We start from the raw sequence: 16,034 nt of genomic DNA, 5'->3' as shown, positions 1-16,034 counted from the left end.
TCTTCTCGATTAAAGCTTGCTATAATTAAGAATGAGAATCATTTTTAATGAAAAGCGTGAGTAATTATAGATAGTACGTTCTGATCAGGAGGGAAGACGTTTTGGGAAATCAAGAGGATATATATGATGTGACCATTATAGGCGGTGGACCTGCTGGCTTGTATAGTGCGTTTTACAGCGGTATGCGTGACTTAAAAACAAAAATTATTGAATATCAATCTCAGCTCGGTGGAAAAGTTCTACTCTATCCCGAGAAGATCATTTGGGATATTGGCGGTTTGCCTCCTACACCTGGGCAACAGGTCCTTTCTAACCTAAATCAACAGGGCAGAACATTTGATCCGACCATATGTTTAAATGAACAAATTAAAGAGCTGACCCGGCGTGAAGACGGTGTCTTTCTCCTACGTGGATCCTCTGGGGAGACCCACTACTCAAAATGTATTATTTTAGCTGTAGGTCACGGTATTTTTAAAACGACCAAGCTTGAAATTGAAGGTGCCGATCGATACGAGGTCACAAACCTGCATTATACCGTGCAGCAGCTGGATACATTTAAAGGCAAGAATGTCCTAATATCCGGTGGAGGGAATTCAGCCGTTGATTGGGCCAATGCGTTAGAGCCGATTGCTTCGTCTGTGAAGGTTGTGCATCGCAGGGACCAATTCGGAGGTCATGAAAGCAATGTAAGGCAGATGAAGAACTCATCAGTTGAGGTGTTAACGCCATATTGTGTTGAAGAGCTACATGGTGATGCGGAAGGGACTCAAATTGAACGAGTAACCTTAAAGCAGCTTGAAACGGAAGAACGTGTGGAGCAGCAGGTGGATGCAGTCATTGTTAATCACGGTTACAAAATGGACCTTGATTTTCTTCTTGAGAGTCCTCTAAATTTTGAGACTCAAGAAGGGATTCTGACAGTAAACGAAAAGATGGAAACGAGTGTACCAGGAGTGCTTGCTGCAGGAGATTTAGTGAGTAATGATGGTAAGCTGCGACTAATTGCAGGAGCCTATGTAGATGGGGCGAAAGCCGTTAATCAGGCTAAGCTGTTTATTGAGCCGGAGGCCACTGAGCAGGCATACGTTTCCTCACATAACGAGCGGTTTAAGGAAAAGAATGAAGAGCTTACTAAAAAAGGTCTACTGGCGTATGCAGGGGGAAGCAAGTAGGGTTTATGATAAAAAGGGAGAAACGCATCGGCGTCTCTCCCTTTTTGAGGTTTATCGAACCTCAAAGGTTTTACAATCGGTTTCGGCAGAATCCTTTGCATCGGATTTCGAATGGTGATTCACCACATAAATCTCTGATGCGCCGCAATGATTGTCACCAGCCCAGTGTAAGCAGCTAGATACTTCACACAATATCTGTTGTGCCATCTTACATCGCCTCCTGTGATTCCTAATTTTGTACCACCAGAAGTAGGAATGCACATGACCAGAGTAAGGCTTTTTTTAAAGCGGACCGGGTGATAAGTCCGGTCGAACGTATCATAGCAGATCGGTACCACCTAATCAAGAAATGATTGGTATTATATGTAATATCAATATTGGGATTTTAGCCATATATTCATACAAATTTATGTGTAATAATAGAAGTATAAGATAAAAGGTTTGTAGGGGCGAGATGAAAGGAGAGAGAAGGGTTGTTTGATGCAGTCATCGATTTTTTAAGGGATTTTGGGGCATGGGGATTATTTATACATTCCTTCGCTGATGCAGTTATCTTTCCAATCCCTGCTTTCTTTCTTCAGGTTTCACTCAGTTTAATTAATCCTTCCCAAGCATTATGGCTGGCGACCGTTGGATATGTGGCCTGTATACTCGGAACGCCTCTTGGTTATCTCATTGGTCGCCTCCTTGGAGACTCCGTGCTTCAAAGGTTTCTAAAGAAGGGCTCTATGCAGTCGGCTCAGGCCATGTTTACGAAAAATGGGGAAGCTGCGATTTTAATAGGAGCATTCACTCCCATCCCATTTAAAGTGTTTACTATTATGGCAGGGGCTATGAAATTCTCAATGTGGAAGCTAATTGGCTATGCTTCTATTGGCAGAGCTGTGAAGTTCTATGCTGTTGGGTTTCTGTTTTATTTTTATGGAAGAGCGGCAGAAAATTTAATTGACTCTTATCTAACATACATTTTCCTTGGTATTGCTGTGTTAATTTTTATCGCGGTTGTGATGAAAAGAAAAATTCAAAAGAATAAGCAAATGACCACGGAAGAAGCAGGCTCTCAGGAGAAGGCAGTAAAATAAGGCTGTCCAAAGCGATTTTCCATGTGGAAAAATACCCCCTAGCTCAAGTAAATGTGCTAGGGGGTATTTATTATACCTGTGTACGGAAGCGTTCGAGGAAGTTTCTAAGTCGATCGCTTTTCGGATTATCAAGAACCTCACTAGGCTTGCCGTGTTCAACAAGCTGTCCGTCTGCAATAAATACAATTCGATCCGAAACCTGCCACGCAAAATCCATTTCATGTGTCACAAGGATCATGCTCATATCACCTTGCTGAGCTAAATCCTTAATAACTTCTAGGACTTCGCCAACAAGCTCTGGGTCTAGGGCAGAGGTAGGCTCATCAAAGAGCATAACCTTGGGCTGCATGACTAGTGCACGGGCGATCGCCACACGTTGCTGCTGACCACCTGATAGCTGCATAGGATAATTATCCACCTTGTCACCAAGCCCTACTTTCTCAAGCATCTCTTTTGCGCGCGTTTCAGCTTCTTTTTTTGATAAACCCAGTACATGAATAGGAGCCTCTGTACAATTTCTAAGAATCGTCATGTGAGGGAAAAGATTAAAGTGCTGAAACACCATCCCAACATTTGAGCGAACCTTACGCAGATGCCTTTCATCCGCTGGAACAAGCTTTCCTTTTGACTCCATTTTCCATAGGTTTTCGCCTTCTACGATAATGTCTCCGCCAGTCGGCTTCTCAAGTGTCATAAGCATTCGAATAATGGTTGTTTTACCAGATCCACTCGGGCCGATAATAGAGACAATTTCTCCTGGATCTACATCTAAAGTGAAATCCTTCATTACTTCTAATTCATCAAAAGATTTGCTGATTGATTTAAATTGAACGATGGGCTCTGTCATGTCGTCGCCTGCTCCTTTTCAACTTTTTTTGCTTTTCTGCTAATGCGATTATTCATACGTTTCTCTGCATAGCCAACTAAGAGAGAGGATGGATAACTAAGCAGAAGGAATAGCAGACCTACAATCGTATACACCTCTGTATATTGAAAACTCGATGCCCCGATCTCGCGGGCTGCAGCTAGCATCTCATATACAGAAATAGCCATCAAAAGCGGCGTCTCCTTAAATAATACAATTAAATAGTTCCCCATCATAGGAATAACAGGTGGTATGGCCTGTGGCAAAATAACTTTGATCCAGGTTTTGGTTCTACTGAAATTTAACGCACGACTCGCTTCCCACTGACCTTTAGGTACAGCGTTAATGCCTGAACGATAAATCTCCGATAGATAGGTGGCATAATGAATGCCTAGCGTTGCAATACCTGCAGTGATAGGACTCATAGATACCCCAATCACAGGAATCTGTGGCCATGCATAATACACAAAGAATAACTGTACAAGTGGTGGTGTACTTCTGACAAACTGAACGAATCCATACACTAGCCAAGCGAGTGGTTTAAAGGAGGATCGTCCAAGTAGCGTTAATACCAAACCAAATGTCACTGATACAAGGTAGGCACCTATTGTGATACCAAGTGTCATAAACATTGCCCTAAATATCATAGGGAATGAATCAACAACTAGTTGCCAATCGATCATGTGCTAGCCACCCCCCGTGAAGCTCTCTTCTCAAAGTATTTTGAGAGCAGTATGAGTGGTAAGGCAACAAGAAAGTACATCATTAATAAAATAGCAAATACCGGAAGAGCAATGCTGAAGTCACCACTGCGTAGGTTTTGTCCCCAATACATCATGTCCTGTAAGGCAATTAATGCAACAAGGGATGTTCCTTTAAGTAACTCAATTGAATTATTTGTTAATCCAGGAATCATTGTTCTAAAAGCCTGGGGTAAGATAATTCGAAACATTTGTTGTCTACTCGACATATTAAGAGCAATACCTGCCTCAGATTGTCCTTTTGGTACAGAAAGAATGGAGCTTCTGACAATTTCAGAACCGTATGCTCCGTAGTTCAAACCTAAGGTAATCACACCGGCTAAAAAAGGATCAAGCCTTACGCCAAACGCCTCAGGTAGTACGTAATATAGCCAAAAGAGCTGAATAAGAAGGGATGTCCCTCTAAAAAATTCAACATAAACAAGCGTGCCGACACGAATAAATTTAAACCTTGAAACCCTTGATATACCGGCAATAAATGCAATAGCAAAAGCAAGTGCAGTTGCCGCCAAAAGAAGTGAAACGGTAGTTGGCAGTCCTCGCATGATTACGCTTATGATATCTGCTGTGCTCAAAGTGTGTTCACTCCTTAGATTAATTAAAAAAACAGGGATATCTCATAAAAGACGAAATTCAAGCGTCCTTTAAGTAATAGAGACATCCCTTAAGCTAAACTTATTAAAACGTTATCCTGCGCAAAGCTCTTCAGTCGTCATATCTGTAACCATGTTATCCTCTGTAAAGCCAAACGGCTCCATAATTTCAAGGACTCTTCCTGACTCTTTTAATTCAGCAAGGACTTCATTATAAGCATCTCTAAATTCTTCATCATCTGGATGGAACACGGCAGCTCCATAGCCGTATACTTCTTCGCCATCAATAACAGGCTGCTCAAAATCCTCAACAATTTCAAAATTGCCGTCATCCTGATCCTCAAGTGCTGTTCTTAATGTAAGGTCGGTCATCGTAATAGCATCAGTTCTTCCGGCAGTTAATGCAGAGATATTATCGGTGATGCTCGATACCTGATCAATTTGCGAATCATCAACACCCATTGCACGTAAATACTCTAGTTCAATCGCCCCGGACATAACAGTAACTGATATATCAGGGTTATCAGCGATATCCTGATAGCTAGTGATATCATGTGGGTTACCAGGAGCTACGGCTAACCCTTCACCAATTCGGTAGTCTGGCTCTGAGAATATCGCATTCTCACATCTTTCAGGGGTTACATAAACGCCTGCTGTCACAATATCAAAGTTCCGTGAATTTACCCCGTTAATTAACGCATCAAAATCTACGACATTTCCTTCAATCTCGTCGATCCCTAATTCAGTTAGTACAGCTCTAGCAACTTCTACTGAAGCTCCAGTTACTCCCCCTTCTTCACCGCTTTCTTCATAGCCATAAGGGCGTTCGTTCGCTACCCCAACGTCGACACTGCCTCTTTCCTGAAGATCCTCTAACGAATTTTCGCCTACACTTGTACATGCACCGAGTGTGATAGCTGATAAGATAATGCCTGTTATGTACCCAAATCTCTTCAAATAAACCAACCCCTTCTAATGGAATAAATGTAAATGATAAACTTACTATGTTAGATTTTTCTCTAATTGCACTATATTAGCTTAACAAAATCAAGGACGTAAGACAAAACGCTTAAAGTCGCATATTGGCTAAACATATGGCAAGAGAGAGTATTAGGTGGGAGGAAACTGCTCTTTCATAGATTCAAGGCGGGAAAACGTCCGAATCATCAAAATTGCGGAAAAAATAGAGAAGTTACATGAACTAAGTCTGATACATGGATACCCTTAATAAAACAGGTGTAAACCTTAAAAATGAATTTTTCTTTTTTACAACGATCGAGGTTACTTTGTAAAGGTATGTAGGAATGACAGAGGGACAAATGAATAAAATGTAAGAGGGGGTGTCTTTATGCCAAATCGTTCGATTGTCGTTAGCCTTTCTGGACATCAGTTAACATTATTAAATGACGGACAGCCGGAAAAAACGTATCCAGTTGCAGTTGGAAAAATCGCAACAATGACCCCGCACGGTCAATTTACCATTATAAATAAACAAGCAAATCCTGGAGGACCCTTTGGCGCATTTTGGATGGGGCTATCCAAGCCTCATTATGGCATTCACGGAACCAATGACCCTGATTCAATAGGGAAGTCGGTCTCTCATGGCTGTATCCGAATGTATAACGATGACGTACTGGCACTGTCTAAATTGGTCTCTGTTGGTACACCGGTGACTATTGTTCCTTAATTCACCTATTCAAATGAGAAAGAGGTCCGGTCGGGACTCTTGTCACAAGGATATCGGGAATGAGAGGTAGATCCATCGGGAGGAAAGCCGAATACATCGCAAAGTGCAGGAAATACATCGGAAGACGATCTAAACTCGCGTTCGTAATTCGGTAAGCACAGCCAATCCACCACCATCCCGACCCCACGGATGGAAAATGCGCGATAATAGGTGGGGTATGCGCGAAAAAAAGTAAAATGCGCGAAAAGCATCGGGTCATGCGCGGAAAGATCAAGCCAGTGCGCGAAAAAAACGAGAATGCGCGAAAAGCGTCATCTGAGGCGCGGAAAAGCGGAGTGCGTGCGCGGAAGCCAGTAAAAGCAACCAATCGGAATGTTGGTCAATTAAATTATCTGATTGGAAACATACGCGGAAGGAGAAAACGAAGCTTCACCGAGACAGCACGTGGCAGACCGACATTGAAGTGGCTCCCTACCACTTCAAGGGTTGAGGCTGTATCAATGGAGATTCCTGTAGCGATGCAAATGAGCTCAGGCACTCCCGCGGTAAATGTGCCCCCGTTTTCGGGAGCGGAAGCGAAGAAGCGATATTTAGATACCCTCCAATTCCTCTATCTACTTACGCAAGTAAAATGTACTAAAATACTAGCCTCCCTCTGTAGGATAGTTATCTAGACTCAGCTTGTGTATTTACTCATAAATTTGCTGCCCGCCACTCATCAAGCGGAGACTTTTTTAGAAGCTACAGTCAATGGGCATGGTTTATGGAATACCTCAATGGGTACACATATACATAAATAATGCTTTTTGAGGGAGAGAAGAATTATGGGACACTATATAGAAGTAGAACCAAATGTAAAGGTGTTTGTAGAAGACATAGGTGAAGGGAAGCCTCTTATTTTTATCCATGGGTGGCCAGTCAGCCATAAGATGTTTGAATATCAGCAAACGGAGCTGCCAAAGCACGGGTACAGATTTATTGGGATTGATTTAAGAGGGTATGGAAAATCAGATGCTCCGTGGTCGGGTTATGACTATGACACGATGGCGTCTGATGTACATGCCGTTGTAACAAAATTAGAGTTACAGGACGCCGCATTAGCCGGGTTTTCCATGGGAGGGCCGATTGCCATTCGCTACTTGGCTAATCACAAGGACAATCCAATCTCTCAGCTCATCCTACTTGGTGCAGCTGCGCCAAGTTTCACTCAAAGAGAAGAATATCCATATGGGCTTGAGAAGTCGGGTGTGGATGACATTATCTCCAACCTTAAAAAGGATCGCCCGGGTATGCTTAAAGACTTTGGAGGGATGTTCTTTCATCAGGACATGTCCGATGCGTTTAATGAGTGGTTTCTGCATTTAGGCCTAACTGGTACGCCTCATGCAACCATTCATTCAGCTGAAGCGCTTCGAGATGAAGATGGGCGCGTTGATTTAGCGAGCGTCCATGTACCAACCTTAATCCTGCATGGTAAACACGATGAAATTTGTCCATTTGACTTTACCTCCGTTCTTAAAGAAGGCATTGCAGAATCTAAGCTTGTCGCCTTTGAAAATAGTGGGCATGGACTGGTATTTGAGGAAACAGAGAAGGTTAATCAAGAGATTCTAAAATTTTTACAAACATAAAGCCTATTAAAAGCTGTCGTCTTAAGGCGGCGGCTTTTTTGGTGCGTATACTTGGCTTGTTCTATTTTTGATTCCTTCATCATATCTTGTAGTACTAAGTTTGTTGGAGGGGATTCGGGATGGACCAGTATGAATTTGGGGCACCGATGGGCAGGGCAAATGAAAGCAAAGATCATGATGTTACACTTGTTGGACGTAAGCAACTCGATATAACCGGGGTAAAGCAGGTTGAGAGTTTCGATAATGAAGAGTTCCTAATGGAGACTAATATGGGCTTCCTCTCTGTACGGGGTCAAAATCTTCATATGAAGAATCTAAATGTAGAGCAAGGGTTTGTTTCAATAGAGGGTAAGATTCATGACATGATTTATTTAGATCAAAATCAGCAAGGCAAGTCAAAAGGCTTCTTAGGGAAGTTATTTAAGTGAGTTTGACCATTCAGCTTCAGACGATGTTGTCGATGCTGGCTATGGGGGCGTGGATTGGTGCATCCTTGGATACATATGGGAAGCTAACATACCAACCACGCTCCTTCCGCTGGACGGTGGCCATTCGTGATCTTTTGTTCTGGTGTGTCCAAGCTTTACTCGTTTTTTATGTTCTGTACCAGGCTAACCTTGGTGAACTACGAGGGTATATCTTTGTAGCACTTCTTTGCGGGTATGCCGCCTATCGTGCTTTATTACAGTCTGTTTATACGTATCTATTGGACAGGCTTATTATGTTGGTTGTTTCGATTGTTCGCTTTATTAGAAAAAGCGTGTATTACATTCTTATTAATCCTGTCAAATGGTTATTGAAACTGACATTAAGCTTATGTATGATAGTATTAACTCTAGTTTGGAAGATTTGTCTAGTTATAAGTTCGATAATCTGGAAGCCGCTCTGGTGGCTATTTCGGCCACTTTTTCAGAGCCTGAGTAAATCAAAGATTTATGGAAAAATGGTCCCTTATTTTAGAAAGTTGAAGGAAAAGAGCCAGTCTGTATGGAAGAAGAACGACAAGAGGTGATAGCATGGCTAACAAGCAACCGTCCATTAGAGAATTGGATTCAGCATATATTAAGCAACGTGAGCAGGAAAAAGAGCTACAATCTAAAAGACGCCGAGGGTTAATTAGGCGTCTAAGTGCACTAGGTATCATTGGTGCCATTTTGATCGGAATCATCTCTGTAACATTAATGGCTCAAGCATCAACCATTAATGAGAAGAAAGAGGAGCAAGCTTCTTTACAGGAAGAACAGGAAGCGCTGTTGGCTGAACAGGAAAGGTTGGAGCAGGAGATAGAGAATTATAATAATCCTGATTACATAGGAGAGGTGTTAAGGAGAGATTACTTTTTGACCCGCCCTGGTGAAACATTATACAAATTACCTGAATCATCATCAGATTGACACATTTTTTTGCTTTCGGGTATACTATAATTCAAAGTGATTTTTTTACAGATATTTAAGGAGGATCTATCTTTTCATGTCAATAGAAGCAGGCAGCAAGGTGCAGGGCAAAGTGACAGGTATTACACATTTCGGTGCATTTGTTGAGTTACCGGGCGGAACAACAGGACTTGTTCATATCAGTGAAGTTGCTGATAATTATGTGAAAGACATTAATGAATTTCTAAAGGTTGGCGAAGAGGTCCTAGTTAAGGTTGTAAATGTAGAGAAAGATGGCAAGATTGGGTTATCTATTAGAAAAGCCCAAGACCGCCCTGCAAGTGCGCCGGAACAGACTTCGCGTCCAAGTGCCGCCTCACGCCCTTCAAGACCATATAATAGCCGTCCACAGGGTGGAAATCGTGGAGGAGCAAGAGGAAACGTAAGGCAAACTGTTACATTTGAAGACAGGGTAAGTCGCTTCTTAAAAGATAGTGAAGAACGATTGTCTACGATTAAGCGCCAAACGGAATCAAAACGTGGTGGCCGTGGTGCCAAAAGAGGGTAGACATTGTTTCTTTCAGGCTCCTTATGAATAAACGAAAAGACAGACGCAGAGTCTGTCTTTTTTTTATAGAAAAAAGATTGACTTATAGGCAGGTAACGAGGTATATTTAGTCTTGTCGTCATTGGCGGCTAGGAATTGAGGCGGTGTAGCTCAGCTGGCTAGAGCGTACGGTTCATACCCGTGAGGTCGGGGGTTCGATCCCCTCCGCCGCTATATATAAATACAAAAAGAAGATCAACTGAGACGTCTCGGTTGATCTTCTTTTTTGTCGTATGCCTGTCTTTACAGTGTTTTAATTCATTTTTAAGGACTTCTAACAAAACCGTCCGTCAAATTATCGCAGGCGTTTGTATAATGAACGGTAATGTGCGTAGTGGGAAGCAAAAAAGGTAAATAACTATGTGTCATTGCTATACATTCAGCCGAATCTAGTCGAACGATTCTTTTTTGTTGTACTGTGATTATGACAAATTCTTGCTTGGAAGCGTGTTTATAATGAGACCACGAATCTAAGAGGGTGGTGGGTCTATGTTAAGAAAGACAATGAAGTTTTGGGGAGAGCCTGCGTGGGCACTAAGGGCTGGTCAAATCTATCAAAGTACCACGGATTCATTTAAGCAGCAATGTGCGTCATGGTTCCAAACGGTGTTTTATCAGTGGGGATTGCTAATTGCCATTATGGGCTTTTTGCTTGGACGAGCTGTGATTTTGACGGAACTCACTCCGTTTGTCCTGCCATTTTTAGCAGCTGTTTATCTATTAAAACGAGATAAAGCTGCCATCGCATCCTTTTCTCTTCTGGCAGGAGCTATCTTCAGCTACCACGGCCAAATCGGCTTTGTTATTGCTGCCATTATCGTTTATATTCTTCTCCAAAAAGCGGTGGCCCGGCATGTGAGAAGTCCAACTCAAGCCCTTCCTTACATTGTTTTTTCTGCCAGCTTACTTGCTCGACTGAGTTTGGTCTTCTTTGAGTCAGGAACGATCACAGGCTATGCCTGGATGATGGCGGCGGTCGAATCAGGATTAAGCTTTATCTTAACAATGATTTTCCTTCAGAGTGTTCCTTTTATTACAGCTAAACGGGTACAACGCCCTCTAAAAAATGAAGAAATTATCTGTCTTATTATTTTGCTAGCTTCTGTTATGACCGGAACGGTCGGTTGGGCATGGAATGATGTAACGATTGAACATATATTGGCAAGGTATTTGCTCTTAATCTTTGGTCTTGTTGGTGGAGCTGCGATTGGATCTACGGTTGGTGTCGTAACAGGTTTGATATTAAGCCTAGCGAGCTTGGCCAACCTTTATCAAATGAGCCTGTTAGCTTTCTCGGGATTATTAGGTGGACTGCTAAAAGAAGGGAAGAAAGTAGGTGTCGCTGCAGGTTTATTAATCGGGACGTTACTAATTGGTATGTATGGAGAAGGAGGGCCGGGAATTTCTGCCACCATCATAGAATCGTTTGTAGCGATAAGCTTATTCTTTCTAACCCCTAATCGAATCATTCATAATATAGCGCGCTACATACCGGGCACAGTAGAATATGCTGCAGAGCAACAGCAATACCTTAGAAAAATACGTGATGTGACAGCTGGGAGGGTTGAACAATTTTCAACCCTATTTCAAACTCTATCAAAAAGCTTTCAAATGCCTACACAGACGGAGGAAGCAGATCGTGATGAAAGAGAGGTGGACTATTTTCTAAGTAATGTAACGGAAAAAACATGCCAAACCTGCTTTAAAAAAGAGCGGTGCTGGGTGCAAAACTTTAATAAAACCTATGATTCTATGAATAAGATTATGACTGAAACGGCCAAAAATGGTGAATTAAAAGATCAACTGCTTCAGCTAGAGTGGAATAAGCATTGTATTAGGCCAGATAAGGTAGTGCAGGCCATTCTCACAGAGCATAGTCATTACCAAGTGAATCAAATGCTAAGAAAGCAGGTGAATGAAAGTCGTAAGTTAGTGGCGGACCAACTCTTGGGAGTTTCACAAGTTATGGGTGATTTTGCAAAAGAAATTCAACGGGAAAAGGAGGCGCATTTTCAGCAGGAAGAGGAATTATTGGATCTGTTGAGGGGAGCAGGTCTGGAAATAGGGCATTTGGAAATTTACAGCTTACGACCTGGACAGGTTGAAATTGAATTAAGTACGTCCTTTGACAATGGTCAGGGCATAGGAGAAAAGATTATTGCTCCCATGCTGTCTTCTCTATTAAATGAAATCGTTGTTCTGCAAAAAGAGGAGCAGCAGTTTTATTCTAATGGGCATAGTCATATGGCCTTTCGCTCAGCAAAGCAGTTTGTCGTTGAAACGGGTGTAGCCAATGTGGCAAAAGGGGGGGCATGGGTATCGGGTGACAGTTATTCTACGCTTGAGCTTGGATCAGGGCAGTATGCAATAGCCATCAGCGACGGCATGGGGAATGGGGAGCGAGCTCATTTAGAAAGTACGGAAACATTAAAGCTGCTTCAAAAGGTGCTGGAGTCAGGAATAGAAGAAATGGTGGCAATTAAATCCGTAAATTCGGTTTTGTCGTTACGGACCACCGATGAAATTTTTTCGACGCTTGACTTAGCGATGATTGATTTGCAGACGGCCAAAGCAAAATTTCTGAAGATTGGATCCATTCCGACGTTTATTAAGCGGGGAGATAAAGTGATAAAGATAGATGCCAGCAATTTGCCGATGGGCATGTTTCAGGACTTTGATGTGGATGTCGTAAGTGAGCAGTTAAAAGCAGGTGATGTTCTCATCATGGTCAGTGATGGCATATATGATTCCCCTTCCCATGTTGAGAATAAAGATCTATGGATGAAGCGAATGATCATGGAACTCGATCTGGCCCAGCCACAGGAGATGGCTGACATGATCTTAGAGCGAGTCATACGCTCAGAGCGAGGCATTCAAATCGAGGACGACATGACCGTTATTGTTGCTCAGGTGAAGCGGAACACGCCGAAGTGGGCCTCTATTCCACTTTATCAATCAACTCCTCCTCTAAAAAAACGAGCGTAAAGAGACTTAGAAGTATAGATTCCCTCTAAGAAGTAAAGGCTGTTACCATTCATGAAACTTGGAGGGATGAAGGGATGAAGGGCTCACTTAAACAAATTCTATTAATCACAGATGGGCATTCCAATCAGGGGGAGGACCCCATTGCGATTGCAGCAATTGGTAAAGAACAAGGGATTACAGTGAATGTCATTGGTATCGTTGATGGGGATTCACTAAATGAGCAGGGGATCCAAGAGGTTGAAGCCATAGCCCTGGCTGGTGGGGGCGTGAGTCAAATTGTATATGCCAAACAACTTGCTAAAACCGTACAAATGGTTACAAGAAAAGCGATGACTCAAACACTGCATGGCGTGATTAACAAGGAGCTTCAAGACATACTGGGTAAAGATCAAGTGCTAGAGGATTTATCACCCGAAAAAAGAGGGCAAGTCATGGAGGTAGTGGATGACTTAGGGGAAACCATTACCTTAGAGGTATTAATCTTAGTTGATACGAGTGCTAGTATGAGAGATAAGCTGCCTATGGTGCAGGAGGCATTAACTGATCTTTCAATAAGTTTAACATCTCGTGTAGGTGATAATCGTTTCTCTCTTTATTCTTTCCCAGGAAAACGGCGTGAAGTCGATCGCCTTCTCGAATGGACACCTAAATTGAGTAGTTTGACAAGTACGTTTCAGAAGCTCTCACCTGGAGGAACGACTCCAACAGGACCAGCTATTTCTGCAGCTATACGAGTCTTTACGCAAAAAGGTTCGAGAAGGAGCTTATTAGACCATGAGGAATCATTCTTCGACGAAACGGCCGATTAAGTGTACCCCCGGCACGATATTAACTGGCAAGTGGCATCAGCATAACTATACGATCATTCGTTTACTTGGAGAAGGGGCGACCGGTGTTGTTTATCTAGCTCAAACGACAAAGGGGTTAGTTGCAGTTAAAGTAGGAATAGACAGTATGGCTATCACAACAGAGGTGAATGTGTTAAGACAGTTTTCCAAGCAAAATAGTGTTTCATTAGGACCGGAGCTGCTTGATGTTGATGACATCCTATTTTCGGGGCATACCTACCCTTTTTATGTAATGGAGTATCTAAGTGGCGAACCCTTCATTACATTTATGAATGGAAAGGGACCAGAATGGCTTGGACTACTTATTATGCAATTGCTGGGAGACTTGGAAAGACTACACCATAAAGGCTGGGTCTTTGGTGACCTAAAGCCGGACAACCTCCTTGTATCGGGCCCACCCACTAGAGTTCGTTGGCTGGATGTAGGAGGTACGACCTTGCTTGGGCGGTCTATCAAAGAATATACGGAGTTCTTTGATCGAGGTTATTGGACGCTAGGATCAAGAAAGGCGGATCCTGCATACGACCTGTTTTCGGTGGCGATGGCTATGATTAATTGCGCATATCCTAGGCGTTTTGATAAAAAAAGCGGCGATGCGCTTAAGCAATTAAGAACAGTCATCAAAGGTCATGCACTGACAAAGGCTTTTGAGCCTATTCTGGTGAAAGCTTTAACGGGAAGATATGCTAGCGCTTCTGAAATGAAATATGACCTGACACGGTATATGCAGCAGTATCAATCAGAAGTGCAAACACAAAGCACACAGAGTCGATTGAAACAAACGAGAGTCCAAAAGCGTCGCTCGGGTTATAAAGTAGAACTTATACTTAGTGGCTTCTTAGTCCTAGTAGGCTGTCTTGTATATGTATTTATCATAACGATGTGAGAGGCCTATGAACGTGATGGCCTTTTCTTTTTGCAAATAAAACATGTTTCTTCTAAAACGCGTTATAATAATATACAAATCTAAAAATTAAAAGGAGTCGTGTGATCGTGGAAGCAGTGGTCAGGGCTTTTTTGAAGCAGAAGAACCTGCTTTCAGAGGGGCAGCATGTGGTGGTAGCTGTATCCGGAGGACCTGATTCTCTTGCATTGTTACATTTTTTATGGAATGAAAGAGCAAGCATGGGTATTCGGGTTACAGCCGCACATATTAATCATCAGCTTCGAAAAGAAGAATCTGATGCAGAAGAAGAGCTAGTTCGCAGGTTTTGCCAAAATAATAAAATTCCCTTTGAACGAGCAGCTGTTGATGTTAGAGCCTATGCAAAACAGCATAACAAAGGGATGTCTCTCGCGGCGAGAGAGCTAAGATATGAGCAGCTGAGCCATATCATGCAAAGCGTAGGGGCAAAGCGACTGGCTGTGGCACATCACGGAGATGATCAGATTGAAACGGTATTTATGAAGCTGGTCCGTAGTGCAAATGCTTTGCAAAGGCCCGGGATGGACGCCATGCGCAGGATAAATCAAGGCCAAATAATACGTCCGTTATTATCTGTGACTAAGCAGGATATCTTAGATTATTGTAAGAGACATCACCTGCAGTATGCCCTGGATTCAAGCAATACGTCACCTGCCTATACGCGTAATCGGTTCAGAGAGTCGGTGTGGCCGTTTGTAACCAAAGAAAATCCAGCGTTATCTAAGCATATACAGAGATATCATGAATGGCAGACAGACGATCAAGAGTATTTGTATGTATTAGCTGAGGAACAATTACAAGCTATGTTGGTTCATAAAAGTGAACATTTACTTACAATTAAAAGAGATCGCTTCCTATCGGTGGGACTCCCTTTACAAAGAAGAGTGATTCATCTAATATTAAATTATCTTTACAACGAGTCTGCCCTTATTACATCTGTACATATTGAGCAAACCATTAACATGTTACACGCTGATAACCCCTCTGCAACATTAGAACTTGCTAATAGAACAACGGTGCTTCGAGAATATAACGACTGCCACTTTTCAGTTGCCAGCCAAGAGGTTAGCATCCAACCTTCAGAGATCCTTACTATACCAGGACACGTGAGTCTTTTAATTGGAGAACTAAAGACAGAATGGTTACAAAAGCCATTGGAATCACACAGCCTTGAGCGCATCCATATAGATACGGACAATATTTCACTTCCTCTATCTGTCAGGTCTATCCGACCTGGTGACCGAATGGCTCCCGTGGGTATGGAAGGTTCAAAGAAACTGAGCAGAATCTTTATTGATCGAAAAATCCCCAAATCAATGCGTTCGAAATGGCCCGTAATTGTGGACGCGAATGATCAGATTTTGTGGCTTCCACTATTACAAAAATCACGTTTAGCAGAAGGTAGAGCTTCATCAGGCAATGTCGTAACATTAACATTTTGTGGAGAAACAAAATACTTGCTAAAACAGCAGGAGCTGTATTAATAGGAGGATAAATTGTCTTTG

General features: G+C 42.5%; 17 protein-coding genes and 1 tRNA gene. 13 read left to right on the top strand and 5 right to left on the bottom strand.

The features are described from left to right. Positions 1–101 precede the first annotated feature (101 nt). Positions 102–1,172, top strand: coding sequence for an NAD(P)/FAD-dependent oxidoreductase (locus FN960_RS18165; protein ID WP_143850288.1), 1,071 nt, complete (start codon positions 102–104; stop codon positions 1,170–1,172). Between the two features lie 51 nt (positions 1,173–1,223). Here FN960_RS18165 and FN960_RS18160 read toward each other — a convergent pair whose 3' ends face one another. Then, positions 1,224–1,379, bottom strand: a complete 156-nt coding sequence (locus FN960_RS18160; RefSeq protein ID WP_143850287.1) for a DUF1540 domain-containing protein — start codon at positions 1,377–1,379, stop codon at positions 1,224–1,226. Positions 1,380–1,645: 266 nt separating this feature from the next. On the opposite strand from FN960_RS18160, the gene FN960_RS18155 reads away from it, so the two are divergent. Next, a complete protein-coding gene (locus FN960_RS18155; protein WP_143850286.1) occupies positions 1,646–2,254 on the top strand; it encodes a YqaA family protein in 609 nt (202 codons plus the stop codon). Between the two features lie 70 nt (positions 2,255–2,324). Here the strand turns inward: FN960_RS18155 and ehuA are convergent, their stop codons facing one another. From ehuA to ehuB, 4 genes are all read right to left on the bottom strand, one after another. After that, the gene (gene ehuA, locus FN960_RS18150; protein WP_143850285.1) at positions 2,325–3,101 is read right to left on the bottom strand and encodes an ectoine/hydroxyectoine ABC transporter ATP-binding protein EhuA; all 777 of its coding nucleotides are present in this window, start codon (positions 3,099–3,101) and stop codon (positions 2,325–2,327) included. Then, a complete protein-coding gene (gene ehuD, locus FN960_RS18145; protein ID WP_143850284.1) occupies positions 3,098–3,802 on the bottom strand; it encodes an ectoine/hydroxyectoine ABC transporter permease subunit EhuD in 705 nt (234 codons plus the stop codon). The genes ehuA and ehuD overlap by 4 nt, the downstream gene beginning before the upstream one ends. After that, positions 3,799–4,455, bottom strand: coding sequence for an ectoine/hydroxyectoine ABC transporter permease subunit EhuC (gene ehuC, locus FN960_RS18140; RefSeq protein WP_143850283.1), 657 nt, complete (start codon positions 4,453–4,455; stop codon positions 3,799–3,801). The genes ehuD and ehuC overlap by 4 nt, the downstream gene beginning before the upstream one ends. Positions 4,456–4,566: 111 nt before the next feature. Next, positions 4,567–5,430: an ectoine/hydroxyectoine ABC transporter substrate-binding protein EhuB gene (gene ehuB, locus FN960_RS18135; RefSeq protein WP_143850282.1), complete on the bottom strand. Its 864-nt coding sequence runs from the start codon at positions 5,428–5,430 to the stop codon at positions 4,567–4,569. Between the two features lie 391 nt (positions 5,431–5,821). On the opposite strand from ehuB, the gene FN960_RS18130 reads away from it, so the two are divergent. The 11 genes from FN960_RS18130 (at position 5,822) to tilS (ending at position 16,013) form a co-directional block, all read left to right on the top strand. Then, on the top strand, positions 5,822–6,160 hold the full coding sequence (locus FN960_RS18130) for a L,D-transpeptidase (RefSeq protein WP_143850281.1): 339 nt from the start codon (positions 5,822–5,824) through the stop codon (positions 6,158–6,160). Positions 6,161–6,984: 824 nt separating this feature from the next. Beyond that, the gene (locus FN960_RS18125; RefSeq protein ID WP_143850280.1) at positions 6,985–7,791 is read left to right on the top strand and encodes an alpha/beta fold hydrolase; all 807 of its coding nucleotides are present in this window, start codon (positions 6,985–6,987) and stop codon (positions 7,789–7,791) included. Positions 7,792–7,937: 146 nt separating this feature from the next. Then, positions 7,938–8,219 (top strand): sporulation protein YabP, encoded by a 282-nt coding sequence (yabP, locus tag FN960_RS18120; RefSeq protein WP_438799902.1) that lies wholly within the window; start codon positions 7,938–7,940, stop codon positions 8,217–8,219. Continuing rightward, positions 8,216–8,803: a spore cortex biosynthesis protein YabQ gene (gene yabQ / locus FN960_RS18115; RefSeq protein ID WP_143850278.1), complete on the top strand. Its 588-nt coding sequence runs from the start codon at positions 8,216–8,218 to the stop codon at positions 8,801–8,803. Before yabP ends, yabQ begins: the two co-directional genes overlap by 4 nt. Before the next feature lie 4 nt (positions 8,804–8,807). Further along, positions 8,808–9,185: an FtsB family cell division protein gene (locus tag FN960_RS18110; protein ID WP_143850277.1), complete on the top strand. Its 378-nt coding sequence runs from the start codon at positions 8,808–8,810 to the stop codon at positions 9,183–9,185. A 76-nt stretch (positions 9,186–9,261) separates the two neighbouring features. Continuing rightward, on the top strand, positions 9,262–9,732 hold the full coding sequence (locus tag FN960_RS18105) for a S1 domain-containing RNA-binding protein (protein ID WP_143850276.1): 471 nt from the start codon (positions 9,262–9,264) through the stop codon (positions 9,730–9,732). Between the two features lie 139 nt (positions 9,733–9,871). Further along, positions 9,872–9,945, top strand: a tRNA-Met gene (locus tag FN960_RS18100). Between the two features lie 315 nt (positions 9,946–10,260). After that, a complete protein-coding gene (spoIIE, locus tag FN960_RS18095; RefSeq protein ID WP_143850275.1) occupies positions 10,261–12,756 on the top strand; it encodes a stage II sporulation protein E in 2,496 nt (831 codons plus the stop codon). 74 nt (positions 12,757–12,830) lie between these two features. Continuing rightward, positions 12,831–13,565 (top strand): VWA domain-containing protein, encoded by a 735-nt coding sequence (locus tag FN960_RS18090; RefSeq protein ID WP_143850274.1) that lies wholly within the window; start codon positions 12,831–12,833, stop codon positions 13,563–13,565. Further along, positions 13,531–14,490, top strand: a complete 960-nt coding sequence (prkT, locus tag FN960_RS18085; protein ID WP_143850273.1) for a serine/threonine protein kinase PrkT — start codon at positions 13,531–13,533, stop codon at positions 14,488–14,490. Before FN960_RS18090 ends, prkT begins: the two co-directional genes overlap by 35 nt. Before the next feature lie 107 nt (positions 14,491–14,597). Beyond that, positions 14,598–16,013, top strand: a complete 1,416-nt coding sequence (gene tilS, locus FN960_RS18080; RefSeq protein WP_143850272.1) for a tRNA lysidine(34) synthetase TilS — start codon at positions 14,598–14,600, stop codon at positions 16,011–16,013. Positions 16,014–16,034: the final 21 nt, after the last annotated feature.

Origin of the sequence: Alkalicoccobacillus porphyridii (assembly GCF_007293315.1) — a bacterium.
GTDB classification, from domain to species: Bacteria; Bacillota; Bacilli; order Bacillales; family Bacillaceae_D; genus Alkalicoccobacillus; species Alkalicoccobacillus porphyridii.
This window is presented reverse-complemented; position numbering and strand designations above follow the sequence as displayed.